The 14,942-nt window shown below is 69.0% G+C and carries 10 protein-coding genes and 3 pseudogenes; 4 read left to right on the forward strand and 9 right to left on the reverse strand.

Going from position 1 to position 14,942, the window contains the following annotated elements; translation table 11 throughout:
- Nucleotides 1–620: 620 nt before the first annotated feature.
- Nucleotides 621–1,190 (forward strand): GNAT family N-acetyltransferase, encoded by a 570-nt coding sequence (locus tag ACF08M_RS40365; RefSeq protein ID WP_392190293.1) that lies wholly within the window; start codon nt 621–623, stop codon nt 1,188–1,190.
- Nucleotides 1,191–1,257: 67 nt separating this feature from the next.
- Nucleotides 1,258–2,504 (forward strand): annotated as a pseudogene (locus tag ACF08M_RS40370) (transposase).
- Nucleotides 2,505–2,649: 145 nt separating this feature from the next.
- Here ACF08M_RS40370 and ACF08M_RS40375 read toward each other — a convergent pair.
- From ACF08M_RS40375 to ACF08M_RS40385, 3 genes are read right to left on the reverse strand one after another with little or no spacing between them, the layout of a single operon-like run.
- The gene (locus tag ACF08M_RS40375) at nt 2,650–3,765 is read right to left on the reverse strand and encodes a hypothetical protein (RefSeq protein WP_392190294.1); all 1,116 of its coding nucleotides are present in this window, start codon (nt 3,763–3,765) and stop codon (nt 2,650–2,652) included.
- A gap of 5 nt (nt 3,766–3,770) precedes the next feature.
- Complete coding sequence (locus ACF08M_RS40380; protein ID WP_392190295.1) at nt 3,771–5,024, reverse strand: CynX/NimT family MFS transporter; 1,254 nt, start codon at nt 5,022–5,024, stop codon at nt 3,771–3,773.
- Entirely contained in the window at nt 5,015–5,764 is a 750-nt protein-coding gene (locus ACF08M_RS40385; protein WP_392190296.1) for a FadR/GntR family transcriptional regulator, read from the reverse strand. The genes ACF08M_RS40380 and ACF08M_RS40385 overlap by 10 nt, the downstream gene beginning before the upstream one ends.
- Before the next feature lie 180 nt (nt 5,765–5,944).
- Between ACF08M_RS40385 and ACF08M_RS40390 the strand changes: the two are divergent.
- A pseudogene (locus ACF08M_RS40390) lies at nt 5,945–6,608 on the forward strand (transposase).
- A gap of 27 nt (nt 6,609–6,635) precedes the next feature.
- Here the strand turns inward: ACF08M_RS40390 and ACF08M_RS40395 are convergent.
- Nucleotides 6,636–7,373 (reverse strand): flavodoxin family protein, encoded by a 738-nt coding sequence (locus ACF08M_RS40395; protein WP_392190297.1) that lies wholly within the window; start codon nt 7,371–7,373, stop codon nt 6,636–6,638.
- 255 nt (nt 7,374–7,628) lie between these two features.
- Here ACF08M_RS40395 and ACF08M_RS40400 point away from each other — a divergent pair, with 255 nt between their 5' ends.
- Nucleotides 7,629–9,287, forward strand: a complete 1,659-nt coding sequence (locus tag ACF08M_RS40400) for an acetolactate synthase large subunit (RefSeq protein ID WP_392190298.1) — start codon at nt 7,629–7,631, stop codon at nt 9,285–9,287.
- A 487-nt stretch (nt 9,288–9,774) separates the two neighbouring features.
- On the opposite strand, the gene ACF08M_RS40405 is transcribed toward ACF08M_RS40400, so the two are convergent.
- From ACF08M_RS40405 to ACF08M_RS40425, 5 genes and pseudogenes are all read right to left on the reverse strand, one after another.
- A complete protein-coding gene (locus tag ACF08M_RS40405; RefSeq protein ID WP_392190299.1) occupies nt 9,775–10,575 on the reverse strand; it encodes a DUF6585 family protein in 801 nt (266 codons plus the stop codon).
- Nucleotides 10,576–10,911: 336 nt separating this feature from the next.
- On the reverse strand, nt 10,912–12,060 hold the full coding sequence (locus ACF08M_RS40410) for a serine hydrolase domain-containing protein (RefSeq protein WP_392190300.1): 1,149 nt from the start codon (nt 12,058–12,060) through the stop codon (nt 10,912–10,914).
- Nucleotides 12,061–12,150: 90 nt separating this feature from the next.
- Nucleotides 12,151–12,356 (reverse strand): annotated as a pseudogene (locus tag ACF08M_RS40415) (NUDIX hydrolase); the annotation flags it as partial.
- A 346-nt stretch (nt 12,357–12,702) separates the two neighbouring features.
- A complete protein-coding gene (locus ACF08M_RS40420) occupies nt 12,703–13,731 on the reverse strand; it encodes a hydroxyacid dehydrogenase (RefSeq protein ID WP_392190301.1) in 1,029 nt (342 codons plus the stop codon).
- The gene (locus ACF08M_RS40425) at nt 13,715–14,734 is read right to left on the reverse strand and encodes a dihydrodipicolinate synthase family protein (protein ID WP_392190302.1); all 1,020 of its coding nucleotides are present in this window, start codon (nt 14,732–14,734) and stop codon (nt 13,715–13,717) included. The genes ACF08M_RS40420 and ACF08M_RS40425 overlap by 17 nt, the downstream gene beginning before the upstream one ends.
- Nucleotides 14,735–14,942 lie beyond the last annotated feature (208 nt).

Genomic DNA, 14,942 nt, shown 5'->3' on the forward strand with positions numbered 1-14,942 from the left:
GCCCACTCCGTCAGATTCACGCCCTGACAACGACACTCACTCGCACATGGTTACGCTCACCTACCCGACCTCGATGCCCAGCAGTTGAAAACCCCCGTCGGGGGCGCGGGCGTGCCCCGCCAGGCCCGTCGACAGGGAAGGTGCAGTCTGCGGTCTGTGACAGGACAACCTGGGCTGCTGCCCCTCACACCGGCGCCCGCACCACTCCCGGGACACTGCACTGAGGCCGGACGATACCTGCCTGGTGGGTATCCCCGCGACCGTGGTGCACGTCCAGGCGGTCCACCGCTTCGATCCACCCCTGGTCACCAACATGCTGCCCCGGCACGCGTCCTACCTCGAGGCCCTGCAGCAGGGTGAGGCCCACGGTCCTTCCCTTGGGGACCAAGGGCTACACGATCGATCCGGCCGGCGGCGAACCAATACTCATCGAGCTGGTCTTCCGTCCGTACGCCTTCCTCGAACCAGGAGCGTGGGTCAGTTAAACAACTCCTGGAATGCCGCGCCTCGTGGTGAAGTGCGGCTGCCGAGCGCTGCTCTTGAAAAGGCGTGGCTGCCGGGCAGTCGTGATGCGAAAATCAGTCCGCAACTTGATCCACATCCGCGTCCCGGAGGTCCGCATGGACATCGCCTCGCTGCTGCCGTTGACCACGCCCCGGTTGTCGCTGCGTCTGTTCACTCCCGGCGACGCCGACGACCTGTACGCCTACCAGAGCCTGCCGAGCGTGGCGCGCTACTTGTACCGGCCGGCGCACACGCGTGAGCGCAGCGAGCAGGTTGCCGCCGAGCGCGCGGCGCAGACGGCCTGGCGCGCCGACGGGGACAAGCTGGCGCTCGCTGTCTGCCGACGCGATGTGCCCGGCGTCCTTGGCGAGGTGAGCCTCGCCCTGGCCGATGCCCGCGCCGCCCAGGCCGAGATCGGCTGGACTCTCGACCCAGGTCACCAGGGGCACGGCTACGCGACCGAGGCGGCCGCGGCGCTGGCCGGGTTTGCCTTCGACACGCTGGGCGTGCACCGGCTCTACGCACGGCTGGATGTGGAGAACACCGGGTCTGTGCGGGTCTGTGAGCGCCTCGGGATGCGCCGGGAGGCGCACCTGGTCGAGAACGACCTCGACGGGGATCGCTGGGGCAGCGAGTACATCTACGCGGCGTTGTCCGCGGATCTGGGCAGTCGATCAGGTGATTGAGTTTGACGCCGCCTCCTGTTCGTGATCTTCCAGATGGGAGGATCCCGGTGTGTCTGGTGGGGATGGCCTGTTCGAGGTGGATCCGGCGGCGGTGGTGGAGCCGGAGACCGCGCCGACGGTGGCGGTGAAGAAGACCTTCCGGGCGTTCGTCCCCGATCAGATGCTGATGCTGCCGCCGTCACTGGATGAGTGGCTGCCCGAGGGGCATCTGGCCCGATTCGTGGCCGAACTGGTCGACGAGGCGCTCGACCTGGGCCCGATCCTGGCGTCCTGCACCGAGAAGCGCGGGTTTCCGCCGTATGACCCGCGGTTGATGGTCCGGCTGCTGATCTACGGGTACACCACCGGAGTGCGCTCGTCGCGGGCGATCGAGCGCAAGTGCACCGATGATGTGGCCTTCCGCTGTCTGGCCGCGGGGGCGGGGCCGGACTACCGGCCGATGCCGAGGCTCTCGATGCCGTCGAGGACGAGCGGTTCGGGCCCGACGGCAAGGACACAGCCCTGCCCGCCGAACTCGACTGCAGGGAAAAGCGCCTGGCCAGGTTGCAGACCGCCCGCGCGCAGATCGAGGCCGAGGCCGCCGAGAAGGCCCGCAAGCACGCCGGGGACAAGGAGCGGCGACGCCAAAAGCGTGCCGGGACCGACGAACCCGAGGCGGTGGCCGAAGTCGGCGGCCTGGCGGCCGAAACCGCGCGGCCGAAGGACAAGGCGCAGGCCAACTTCACCGACCCCGAATCGCGCATCATGAAGAACGGGGCCGGTGCGTTCATCCAGGCATACAACGCCCAGGCCGTGGTGGACGACGCGCACCAGATCGTCACCGCCGCCGACGTCACGACCGACCCCGCCGTCGCACTCAACTACACCGGCATGCTCGGCCAATCCGCCGCGAACACCGGAATCCACGCATGTCAGGCGCTCCTCGGCGCGGGCTACTGCTCCGCGGCGAACCTTCAGGCCGCAGCCGAGCGCAAGGAAGAACACGGCACCGACACCTTCATGGCCACCGGCCGTCTGCCCCACGACGAACGCGTCAGCCCCGCCCCGCGCGGACGCATCCCGGCCGACGCCACGGCGCGCGAGCGCATGGCCCGCAAACTGCACACCAAACCCGGACGCGCCGCCTACGCCCAACGCAAAGCCATCGTCGCACCCGTCTTCGGGCAGATCACGACCTGCCAAGACGGCCGCGGGCTCCTGCTACGCGGCGAAGCAGGCGCCCGCGCCGAATGGCGGCTACTCGCCGCATGCCACAACCTGCGAAAGATCTCCGGGCAGGTCAAAACGCCCGGACTGGCCGCCGCCCGAGCCTGAGCGCCCGGGCGGCAGCATCACCCTCCACAGCAACCACACCCCGCACCCGCCCCGACACCGCCGACAACCCCAGACCGCCAGAGATCCGGCCACCAACCCTCGACGGCTTGCTCGTTACCGACCCACGCTCCTAGCCGCAGCCGGGTCAGCGGCTGTAGCGCGGCGGCAGGACGAGCCGCGGATTGGGATTGAGGAGGACCTCTGCGGGACCGAACTTCTGGGCGAGTTGGTGGATTTCCGGATCATCGAGGAGAAGCAGGTGACCGTTGTCGACGAAACGCTCGCCGTCGAGGGTGATGGTGGGCGCATCGAACTGGCAGTCACAGTGCGCGTGTCCGGGACCGTTGCGGTCGATCGTGCCCTGTGTGGTGAGGCCGTCGAGGCCGAAGTAGAACGCTCCGGCATGCTTCTCACGTTCGAACTGGGTGCCGCCCGCGGACCGTACCTTGGGGTTGAGGCCGATGAGAGCGTGGCGCATGTAGTAGCCGTTCGGTGCGTAGCGGCGCAGTTCGGCGGCAGCCGCGCTTCCTTCAATGGCGGTCACGCGGTTGCCGGCCAGCTTGAGAGTGATTCGCTCGGCGGGTACACCTGTGACCGTGGACTCCTCTATCACGACGACACCGTCGGTCTGGTCGGGGTAGAAATTGGCGCCTCCGTAAGGAAAGGGCCGCCACATGCCGCTGGTGAGGGGGGTGCTCGGGTGACCGGGGGTGGTGAAGGCGCGGAAGGTCACGTCTGTCCCCAGGGTGGTGGTTACCCGTATTTCCTGGGCCGCAGTGATCCGGGCGTATGCCCTGGCCTCCAGCGCGAAGTACAGCTCAAGTGGGAACCGCGCCCCGGTGGCCAGCGCCGCAGCGGTCGCTGTCTGGTGCAGTGAGACGAACCGTGCCTTTTGCTTGGCGATCTCGTTGAAGAAAAGCTGAGTTGTGTGCACTTCGCCCCACCAGGTCAGCGAGATCACCACGTCGGCGGCAGCGTGTGCGGAGGCCGGCAGCGGTGAGGGCGTTGCGGCGTCCCACCCGCCGGCGCTGAACGGCGGCAGGGACAGTACATGCACCTCGGCGTTGCGGTAGGCGGCCGCCGCCGCGATGGCCTGGATGACCACCGGGTCGGTGCCGTGCTCGGCCAGGATCAGCACTTGCTCGCCCGCCGCGACTGCGGCGTATTCCAGCAGGTTGTAGACGCCGGGCATGAGTTCGCTGATCGACAGCGGTGCTGCCGTCGGTGTGTCGAGGTAGCTGAAGGGGGCGGTCATGGTCATGACAGTCACTCTCCGGTGTGTGCAGGTGTGTGAGTTCGCGAGGTGGCTTGCAGACGCAGGTCACGGCCTGCGCCAAAGCCGACGACGGCCTGGATGAGAGTCAGGGCAACTAGCAGCAGGAGTGGCAGCGTCCATCCGCCGGTGAGGTCGTGCAAGACGCCGAGGAGGAGCGGCCCTGCGGCGGCCACGAGGTATCCGACGGACTGGGCCATCGAGGCCAGGGCGGCCGCCTGTGATGCGTCCGCCGCACGCTGGCCCTGGAAGGTCAGGGCCAGGACCAGGCACGCTCCGCCTCCCAAGCCTGTGAGCACGCTGGATACGACGGCCCACTGGGGGGCTACCGCCAGCAGGGCGAAGCCCAGGGCGCCGATCGTCGATGCAGATGCTGCCAGGATCCGCTGGTCCTTCCACCTGCGGGCAAGGAGGGGGAGCGCACTGCTGGAGAGGAGGCCGATGATCTGGAAGAGGAACAACTGCCATCCGGCTGCGGCCTCCCCCACCCCGTGATCGTGCACGATGCTGGGCAGCCAGGCGATCGTGGTGTAGAAGCCGAGTGACTGCAGCCCCATGAAGCCGCTGACCTGCCATGCGAGGGAGGAACGCCAGGGGATGCGCTCTCGCGACGCACGTGCTGGTGCCGGAGAGTCCGTACGCCGGTGCTGCGGCGCCCACACCACGAAGGCCAGCACGGCCAGCACGGCCCAGCAGCCCAGGGCGGTGCGCCATCCGCCGGGCAGATGGTCGGCCAGCGGGACCGACACCCCGGACGACACGGCGGCCAGCAGGCCCATCGCGGTGACATAGAGGCCGGTCACCTGGCCGATCCGGTCCTCTGGCACGGTGCTCTTGACGACCGAGGGCAGCAGTACGTTGCCGTAGGCGATCGCGGCTGCGACCACCACAGTGCCCGCCCACAGGAAGACCGCCCCGGGCAGGGAGCGCACCAGCAGCCCGGCTGCCAGCACTGTCAGCGAGGCGCCCAGAGCCTGCGGTGCCCCGTAGCGGTGCGCGGTGCGGCCGACCAACGGGGAGGTGGCGGCAAACGTCAGCAGCGGAAGAGTGCCGAGCAACCCGGCCCAGGCGCCGGACAGGCCGGTCGTTTTCTCGATGCTGGGAAGCAACGGCCCCACGCCGGTCAGTGCGGCGCGCAGGTTCCCCGCGACCAGCAAGACGCCCAGCAGCAGCCACACCGTGGACCGCCTGCCCGGCGCAGTCTGCCTCGCCTGGTACAGGGAGTGGTGGGAGTTGCTCACTCGCATGCCGACCGGTCCCGTTCCACCGCACTGTCCTGCCCTGCGGCCAGCCGGGCGGTCACGTGCACCAACATGGATGCCGCATGGCGGGCAGCGACCACATCGCCTGCGCTGATCGCCTCGACGAGTGCGGTGTGCCAGTGATCGTGCTTGGCAGCAACGTCGTCATCCCATGGCAGCACCGTCAGGAGAGCTGACAGGGCGCTGCCCAGGTGTTCGTACAGCTCCACGAGCAGTTCGTTGCCGCTGGCCTGGACGACTGCGAGGTGAAAGGCGACGTCGGCGACGGCGACCTGTGCCATCGATCCCGAGCGGTTGCTTTCGCGGGCCGCGGCGAGGAGTTCTTGCAGCCGAGCGGTGTCCGATTCCGATCGTCGTTCGGCGGCCAGTCCGGCGGCGTGCTCCTCCAGAACGGCCCGCAGTTCCAGGACGTCCGCCGGCGCCGTGGCGGCCGCCCTGCGCAGTAGAACCGCCTCCAGCTCACTGGTGACCCGGACGTAGGTACCATCCCCGACTCGTGCCTCCAGCAGGCCGAGATGGACAAGTGCTCGCAATGCTTCGCGAATGGTATTTCGGCTCACCTGGAGCGTTTCGGCCAGTTCCTGTTCGCCCGGGATCCGTGTCCCCACCGGCCACCGCCCGGACGCCAGCTGTTCCCGCAGCTGGTCAGCGACTTGCGCGGCCAGAGTCGACGCCCGGCGCGGCTGCCGCAGCCCCTCCATCAAAGACCTCCAAATGTTGGACATCAGAACATCTAGAGAGAAACATGAGACAGCGTCACCACGCCAGCACTATGTGATGCAGGCCACACGGATGTTCCTGAGTGCGCAGATCGCGCCCTATCGCTGCTTCGGAAAAATCGGCGATGCCCCCCGGGGGCTGGGCGCGGTGCCCTCGAATGATCTCGAATAGTGAATCAAGGTCGGGTGATACGTCGCCATGAACTGTCCGATGTGGAGCGGGAGTTCATCCGGCCACTGCTGCCGGTGTCACTGCGGGGCCAGAAGCGGCTGAATGACCGTACGGTGCTCAACGGGATCGTGTGGAAGTTCCGCACCGGGGTGCCCTGGCGGGACGTGCCCGAGCGGTACGGCCCGTGGGCCACGCTGCACACCCGCTTTCGCCGGTGGAACCTGGACGGCACGTTCGAGGGCATGCTCCGGGCCGTCCCGGACCGATCTGGGGCACCCGTATCGCTTCCATCACGGCGGTGAACTGGGTGCGGCCGTTGGTGTTCCCGCCCGTCACGGTGAAGTCGAGCGGGCGGCCTGCCCATGTCCTGGGCGACAAGGGCCACAGCTCCAAAGCCACCCGCACCTGGCTGCGACGGCGCGGCATCAGCCACACCGTCCCGGAGCGGGCCGGCCAGATCCGCAACCGGCTCCGACGCGGCAGCCGAGGCGGACGCCCGCCAGCCTTCGGCAAGCAACTCTACAAGCAGCGCAACGTGGTCGAACGCTGCTTCAACCGCTTGAAGCAACAGCGAGGCATCGCGCGACCCGCTACGACAAGACACCCGAGAGCTACCTCGCCGGCCTCCACCTGCGCGGGGCGGTGATCTGGATACGCAGCCTCCGCCCCACACCTTGATCACGACTCAGGACAGGCCCTGGGGAACTAGCGGTGTTCGGGGTTCTCGTAGTCGTGGCGGCAGCCGGCGTCCCAGGCGGTGCGCTGGTTGCCGTAGGCGGGGATGCCGCCCAGGTCCTTCAGCACGCGGGCCAGATGCAGCAGGTTCCAGGTCATGAAGGTGGTGTTGCGGTTGGTGAAGTCGTTCTCCGGACCGCCCGAGCCGGGGTCGAGGTAGGAGGGGCCAGGGCCCGCTTCTCCGATCCACCCGGCGTCCGCCTGCGGCGGGATGGTGTATCCCAGGTGCTGCAGGCTGTAGAGGACGTTCATGGCACAGTGCTTGGCACCGTCCTCGTTGCCTGTGATCAGGCAGCCGCCAACCCGTCCGTAGTAGGCGTACTGACCGGCTTCGTTGAGCAAACTGGAGCAGCCGTAGAGGCGTTCGATGACCTGTTTCATCACGGAGCTGTTGTCACCCAGCCAGATCGGGCCGGCCAGCACCAGAATGTCCGCCGCGAGGACCTGCTGGTAGAGAGTGGGCCAGGCGTCTGTCGCCCAGCCGTGCTCGGTCATGTCCGGCCACACACCGGTGGCGATGTCGTGGTCCACGGCCCGCACTACATCGACGTGCACTCCCTGTGCGTCCGTGATCGTGGTGCTGTGGTCGATCAGCCCCTGGGTGTTGCTGCGCTCCGGCGACCGCTTGAGGGTGCAGTTGATCACCAGCGCCCGCAGGTCGTCGTATCGGGCGGGTGGTACGTCGGTGGTGGGCGACGAAGCGGCCACACGGTCCTCCCTGAACTCCTCTGCCGCGTCCTGAACGGCGGCGCATCCACGTCCAGCGTGCGGCCCGGTCGGGTGCGGCGCCATCGTGCAGCGTCCGAATGGTCCCTGAAATGTCGGAGCGCCGGGGAGAGTCGCTACCTGTCGCATGTCACTCGGTCACAAGTCCCCCGGCCGGCTGTCGATGGGTGGCCGAGGGCGCCTGGGCGCCCCTACGTTCGTGTTATGGGCATCGACGGCGCGACGGAGTCGCGGGGCATGGCAGATGCAGAAGACGTGGCACATCTGTTGGTGCGCTGTCTGCGCGCCGAGGGCGTGGAGTGCGTCTTTGGGATTCCCGGTGAGGAGAACATCCGTTTCGTCGACGCGCTCAACGGTTCAGGGATCCGGTATGTCGTGGTGCGCCATGAGCAGGCGGCCTCGTTCATGGCGGAAATCTACGGGCGGCTGACCGGCCGGGCCGGGGTGTGCTCGGCCACGCTGGGACCCGGCGCGATCAATCTGCTGCTCGGCGCAGCGGATGCGACGACCAACAGCACGCCGATGGTGGCCCTGGCCGCCCAGGGCTCGCTTCGCCGCATCCACAAGGAGTCGCACCAGGTCATCGATCTGGTGCCGATGTTCACTCCCGTCACCCAATGGGCGGCCCGGATCGAGTGTCCGGACGCGGTGCCGGAGATGGTACGCAAGGCGTTCAAGACCGCGCAGAGCGAACGCCCCGGGGCGGTATTCCTGGCGGTGCCGGAGGACATCGAAGCCGAACACTCCACGCAGCCGCTCGCGCCTTTGCAGATCGACGCGGTGCATGCCGATGCGCCGTCACCTTCACAGATCGCTCGGGCCGCCGAGGTGCTCACGTCCGCACGGCGCCCCGTGGTGCTGGCGGGCCACGGTGCCGCCCGGGCCGGCGCCTCAACTGCCCTCGTCCGGTTCGCCGAACGGCTGAACGTTCCGGTGGCGACCACGTTCCACGGCAAGGGGGTCTTCCCCGACGACCACCCCAACGCTCTGGGCGCCGTCGGCTTCATGCGCCACGACTTCAGCAACTTCGGGTTCGACGCAGCCGACGTGCTGGTCTGCGTGGGCTACGAGATCCAGGAGTTCGACCCGGTCAAGATCAACCCGAACGGCGACAAGCGGGTCGTGCACCTGCACCGATTCCCCGCCGAGGTGGATGCCCACTACCCGGTGACCGTGGGCGTCGAGGGCGATCCCTCACAGTCGCTGGACGCACTCGCGGCCGTACTGCCCGAGAGCCTCACCTACGAGCCGAGCACCAGCGCGAAGATCCGCACGCTGCTCGACGAGGAACTCCGGTACGGCCGCGACAACGACGCCTTCCCGCTCGTGCCGCAGCGCGTGGTGGCCGACGTCCGCACCGCCCTGGACCGCCACGACATCGTGCTCGCCGACACCGGCGCGGGAAAGATGTGGATGGCACGTCTGTACCCAACCTACGAGCCGAACACCTGCCTGGTCTCCAACGGCCTGTCCACCATGGGCTTCGCGCTGCCCGGCGCGATCGCCGCCAAACTCGCCCGGCCGGACCGGAGAGTCTTGGCAATGATGGGTGACGGCTCGTTCCTGATGAACTCCCAGGAACTGGAGACCGCCGTCCGCGAGCGCATCCCGCTAGTGGTCCTGGTGCTGGTGGACGAGGAATACGGGCTCATCACCTGGAAGATGGAACTCGAACTCGGCCGCCACAGCCATACCCGGTTCACGAACCCGGACCTGGCTGCCTACGCCGAGAGCTTCGGCGCCCGCGGCCACACGATTCAAGCCGCCGACCAGCTGCTGCCCGTGCTACGCCGCGCCCTGGACGACGACACGGTCTCCGTGATCGCCTGCCCTGTCGACTACTCCGAGAACCTGCGCCTGACGGACAGGCTGGGCAGCCTCCACGGCCCGTTCTGACCGCCGCGATGCAGCTCCGTTCCCACTGTCCGCCGGCAACTCGCTGAAACCTCTCAGGTTGCAGGCGACCTTGCTCAAGTTCGGCGACCCCGTCACTACCCGGTGACAGGCCGCTGACCGCCGCCCCTGCCCGCCATCACCCCGGTGCTGACCCGGTTCGGCCGCCCGGCAAACCGGGCGGCCGGAGGCCGACGCCTGACTCGTCGCCGGTTATGCGTCTGATCCAGGCGGTGCGCGGGTGCCGTTGAGCGGACACTGGAGCGGTTCGACGCGGCATGCGGCGGCACCTGGTGGCGCGAGTACTCTGCCGGGGGGAAGCCCGATGCGGCAAAGGCGGTGAGTAGCCGGCCGCCTCCGGCCCGATGACGCCAGAAACGGGAGGGCCCGTACGCATCACGCGGCGATCGACGCCCGAGCCCCACAGCCGGCGTTCTTCCTCGCCCGGCAGCTGGCCGAACCTGTTGCCGGAGCGCCGGCCATCGCCGGATCAGACCGGATCGTCTGATCGCGGCCGTTTCCCGGCCGCCTCCTGGCGCATCCTTGTGGCGAGGGCCAGGAAGACCGACAGATTCTGGACCATTTCCACAGGGAGTCTGGCCCACGGCTTTTCATCGCCGTGCCGATGGATCTCCAGCCAGCCGTGTTTCACCGTGACCCGCTCGACCTCACGCCAGCCGAGCCGGTGGTCGAGGTACCCGACACCGGCGGGATCGAGGTGGGCCCCGAGGAAGTCGACCCGTTCGCCCGCCTTCAGCCGGTCGCTGTCCTGCGGCAGCCGTACACGTGTGAATGTCTTGTCCAGCTCATCGGTGAACCGGGCAACCCCCTTGTACGCGTCACTCACCGTGATCTCGGCGCCCTCACGGGGACACACCCAGAGCTCGTGTGTGGTGGCACTGATGATCCCGTTCGTCACTTTGGTGCCGCGCCGTCGGATGCCGTCGATCTCGTCCCAGGAGTATGCCTCCGGCACGTGCCCGGCGACCTCCCGGACAATGCCGTGCTGGTAGTGGCCCACCCAGACCTGCGCCTGCCGTCTGGTGAGCGCGAGGAAGAGGAAGTACCCGGCCGCGGCGACCATGGCAGCCCCCAGAATGAGCAGCGGCAGCCCGTAGTACCAGGCGCCGTCGCTCCGCTGACCCTCCACCGCAGCCGAAATCCCCAGCCGGAGCACCGGCAGCCCGACCAGCGTCGGCAGCAGCACCACGATCCACGGAAAGCGCTTGGGCTCGGTCCACGCCAGCCCCTGGCGCGACCCTAGTTCGAAGTCCCGAGCGACTCTGCGCATGGCGGGCGGAACAGGAGCGGAACCACGATCTGACACAAAGCCCCCCAAGGCCAGACAGTTGAGGGTCATTATCAAGGAAGAGGAGGCCTGCGGGAAGAGCGAGCACCCCGGCCCGGTGCATCGGATACGCGGACGGCGGCATCCCGTGATCAGCTTTTCACCCCAGCCCCCTGTGCCCCGGATCAGCGGCCTGGCCCGGGGTACAGGGGCGGTCGGCCTTCGGGCCGCGCCGTTGCATCAGGGGATCATGACGAGGCCCTTCCCCGGCGGAGGGAAAGGGCCTCGTGAGTGAGCGCTGGGCAGCCCGCCTACGTGGTCGTCCTGCCCCGCTGACAGCTACCGCTTCGCCGGGGCCGTGCCGCAGAACTCCGCCTCGATCAGCTTCTGGGTGTCACCAGTCCAATCGGCGTTGAAGTTCGCGGCGAGGGAGTGCTCCCCGTCCCGGGTGGCCTGGGCCTCGGAATGGGACCCGTGGATGCCGCCGCCGTGCCCCCAGACCTCCTTGCCGCAGCTCAGCTTCTGCCGCATGAGACCGAGCCCGTAGCCGACGCCGGGCAGGTCGGGAGAGATCTGGACGGTGTCGGTCATCTCCTTCATCTCGGCCGCCGGAAGCAGCCGGCCCTTGAGCAGCGCACGGTAGAAGGTCTGCAGGTCGTTCGCGTCGGAGACCATCTCGCCGGCGGCGCCGGCGATGCTCGGATTGAGCTCGGTGACGTCGTACGTGGGCCCGCCGGTCTCGCGGGAGAGCTTGGAGTAGGCGCGGGAGTTCGGCTCGGGCATACGGGAGTCGGTGCCGGGCACGGAGGTGGCGCGCAGCTTGAGCGGCTTGACGATCCGGTTCTCGATCGCCTTGCCGTAAGGACGTCTGGTCACCTTCTCGACGACCATCCCGGCCAGCACGAAGTTGGTGTTGGAGTAGTTCCAGTCCGTCCCGGGGGTGAAGTCGGGCTCGTGCGCCATCGCGACGGCGACGAGTTGCTCCGGGGTCCAGGTGTCGTAGCGGTGCTGCGGGAAGCCGGGACCGAAGACCTTCTCCTGGAAGGCCGGGTCCTCGGTGTAGCTGTAGATGCCGCTGGTGTGGTTGAGCAGCTGGCGGACGGTTGTCTTCCGCCCGTCGTGCCCGTGCCCGCGCACCACACCGGGCAGCCATTTCTCGACCGGGTCGTCGAGGTCGAGCCGGCCCTCGGCCTGAAGCTGGAGCAGGACGGTGGCGGTGAAGGTCTTGGTGATGGATCCGACCCGGAAACGGTCGTCCCCCTTCCGCTCCCCCGCGGTGCCGACCCAACGGGCCTTTCCGTCACGGGCCTGCGCGACGGCTCCGGGCACGCCCTCGGCGACGGCCGCGTCCAGTGCCTGCTGGGTGGCGGCGTGGGACGGCTTGGTCGGCGGCGCGGCGGCGACGGCGGGCGTGGCGAGCGCGGTGGCGGTGATCCCGGCGACGAGTCCGGCGGCGAGGAGGGTACGGACGGTACGTGCGGCTGGCATGCGGGCTCCCGTGATCGTGAACTGCAGTCACGGGAGGGGACCGCGGGAGGCGAGCGGCGGGTTGAGCCGGTCGTGGCGGTTGAGCCGTTTTCAGCCGTTCGCCGGATCGGTCAGGTACGAGCGACCCAACGCGGGTCGGTCGCGCCAGAGTTGCAGTCCGATGTCGACCAGCTCGACATGGTCGAGGGAGGGCACGGAGCCGAGCGGATGCCAGGCGGCGAAATCGGTGGACCCGTTGGTCTCGTTCCGCAGCGCCCGCCGGAGATCCGCGCCTCGTACAGAATCCGCAGCTCCTGCCAGTCCCCCGGCCCGCCGAACCGACGTACGGCGGCGTTGGTGCGCCGCTTCGGCTTCTTACTGGTGGATCGGTTCTTCGTCGCTTCATGTGATGGCCGCGACTGCGGGAATGATCACCGAAAGGGGGGAGTCCGGCCCGCCATGGCTGAAGGCCAGCCTCCTCCACGCACGGTGTGCGGAGCATCGCCCCGCCCGACGAAGTCTTCGTCGGGCGCCGTCGCCCTGCCGGTGTGCGGGCGCGCTGGCCCAGCGCGCGCAGGTCCAGGACATCGTCCTTGGCCGGCGCTGTTCCGGTGTATTCGGCCCGCGCGGCCTGGGCCGCGGTGCGGACGCGCGATCGAGTGATCAAAGGACGCGAGCCAGTGCGTCCGGCCCCACGAAGTGCAAAGGTGGATCGCCGCGCAGGAACCGCAGCACCTCCTCCACGGCACTTGCGCCGAGCCGCTGACGGCACTCGGCGGTGCCCGCCGCCTGATGAGGGGTCAGCAGAACGTTCGGCAGTTTCCGGAACAGGTGGCGGACCGGCAGTGGTTCGGTGTCGAAGACGTCTATCGCAGCGTCCAGACGGCCCGATGACACCTCGGCGAGGAGCGCGTCCTCGTCGACGAGCCAGGAACGGGCGGTGTTGACCAGACCGGCGCCGTCGGGCATCAGCGCCAGTTCGCGCGCACCCAGCATGCGCCGGGTCTCGGCGGTGGCAGGCGCGTGCACGGCGACGATCCGGCTGCCACGGAGCAGTTCGTCCAGCGGCACCACCCGTACCGCGAGCCGCTGTGCGTCCTCGGCCGTCAGATACGGGTCGGTGACCGCGACCTGTGCCCCCAGTGCCCTCGCCAGCTCGATGTACGCACGACCGGTGCGGGACGCTCCGATGACGCCGATCGCACAGCCCTGGATCTCGTGCCGCGGCGGGGCCTGGCCGGCCTCGTCCCAGTCGGCTCCGCCGCGCAGCGCGTGGTCGAAGCGGTGGATGCGGTGCAGCAGGGCGAGGGTGAACGCCAGGGCCACCTCGGCGACCGGGCGTGCCATCGCGTCACCGGCCTGGGTGACGAGGATCCCACGCCGGAAGACTTCCTCGGTGACGTACGGGGCGACCGCCGATCCGGTGTGGGCGACGATCGCCAGTCGGTCAGCGACGTCGAGGAGTTCCTCGCTGAGGCGGGGCGTTCCCCAAGCGGTGATCAGGGCACGGGCACCGGGCAGCGCCGCACCGAGTGCGTCCCGGTCGGTGTGCTCGTCGAGGACGGCCGGCTGCGCCGCGGCGCAGAGGCTCTGCCACACCGCGGGGGTGAAGAACTGCTCACGAAGGTGCGGGGGTACGGCGACGACGACCCGCGGCAGGCGGGCCGCCCCCGGGTCAGGAGAGCCAGTCATCGACGTGCTCCGCGACGAAGTCGTCGTCGGTGAGCCAGGGGTAGGCCGTGGCGACCCGGGTGATCTCTTCGGCCTGGCCGGGAGACAAGACCTCCTTCGGATCGAGACACCAGATGCCCTCCAACAGGCCCTGGCGACGCAGCACTTCATGGACACCCGCGATACAGCCGCGGAATCCGCCGCGCACATCGAACACAGCGCTGTTGGCGTCGGTGAGCTCCGGACGGCGGGCGAGGCAGCCGACCATGGCGTCGTGGTCACCGGCGCGTGCCCGCCGGACCTGATCGAGGAGGGTGACGGCGGAGCCGGTCCACACGGCCCACTGGCCGAGCAGCCCGCCGGCGAACCACCGCCGAATACCCTTGGTCTCGTACGGGGTGAGCAGGTCGCCGATGATGTCGTCGTCGTTGCCGGTGTACAGGGCGACCTCGTCGGAGCGATCGGCGGCCGCCACGGCCCGTACGACATCGGCGGTGCGGTAGCGGTCGAAGGGCGCGATCTTGATGGCCGCGGTGTTCGGCAGGTCTGCGAATGAGCTCCAGAACGACGGCGAGAGATAACGGCCGCCGACGGCCTCCTGGAAGTAGAAGCCGATCACCGGCAGCACCTCGCCGACGGCACGGGCCCGGTCCAGCAGCCCCTTCTCGTCGGCGCCGGGCACGGCGGGGCTCAAGAGCACGGCGTCGTAGCCGAGGGAGGCTGCGAGCTCGGCTTCGGAGACGGCCTGCGCGGTGTGGCCGCAGGCCCCGGCGACGGTGACGACGGGGTGGCCGGCCTCGTTCCGCACGGTCTCGGCGGCGAGTTCGAGGACCGGTGCCAGCAGGCCGATGCCCGGTTCGCGGATCTCGAACTGGGTGGTGTGGACGGCGACGGCGAGGCCGCCCGCGCCGGAGGCCAGGTAGTAACGGGTCAGTGCGCGTTGCCGACGTTCGTCGAGCTTGCGGTCGGCGCCGAGGGCGAGTGGATGAGCGGGGATGACGGCTCCCTCAGCGAGCACGTCCATCGGAGTGCGTGCCGGGGCTGCCGCGGCCGCCGAGGAGGGTACGGGTTTGAAAGTGGTTGCGGCTACGGGGCCGGGTGCAGGCGCGGTCGCGGCTGCGGGCGTACGGGACACGGGGATCAGAACCTTCCGTCGCGGACCTGGAACTTGGTGGGCTTGCCGGACAGTGGCAGCCCGCGGCGCAGCCAGTCGGCCTGCCACTCGATGAGGG

Source organism: Streptomyces sp. NPDC015032, from assembly GCF_043080425.1.
GTDB lineage: Bacteria > Actinomycetota > Actinomycetes > Streptomycetales > Streptomycetaceae > Streptomyces.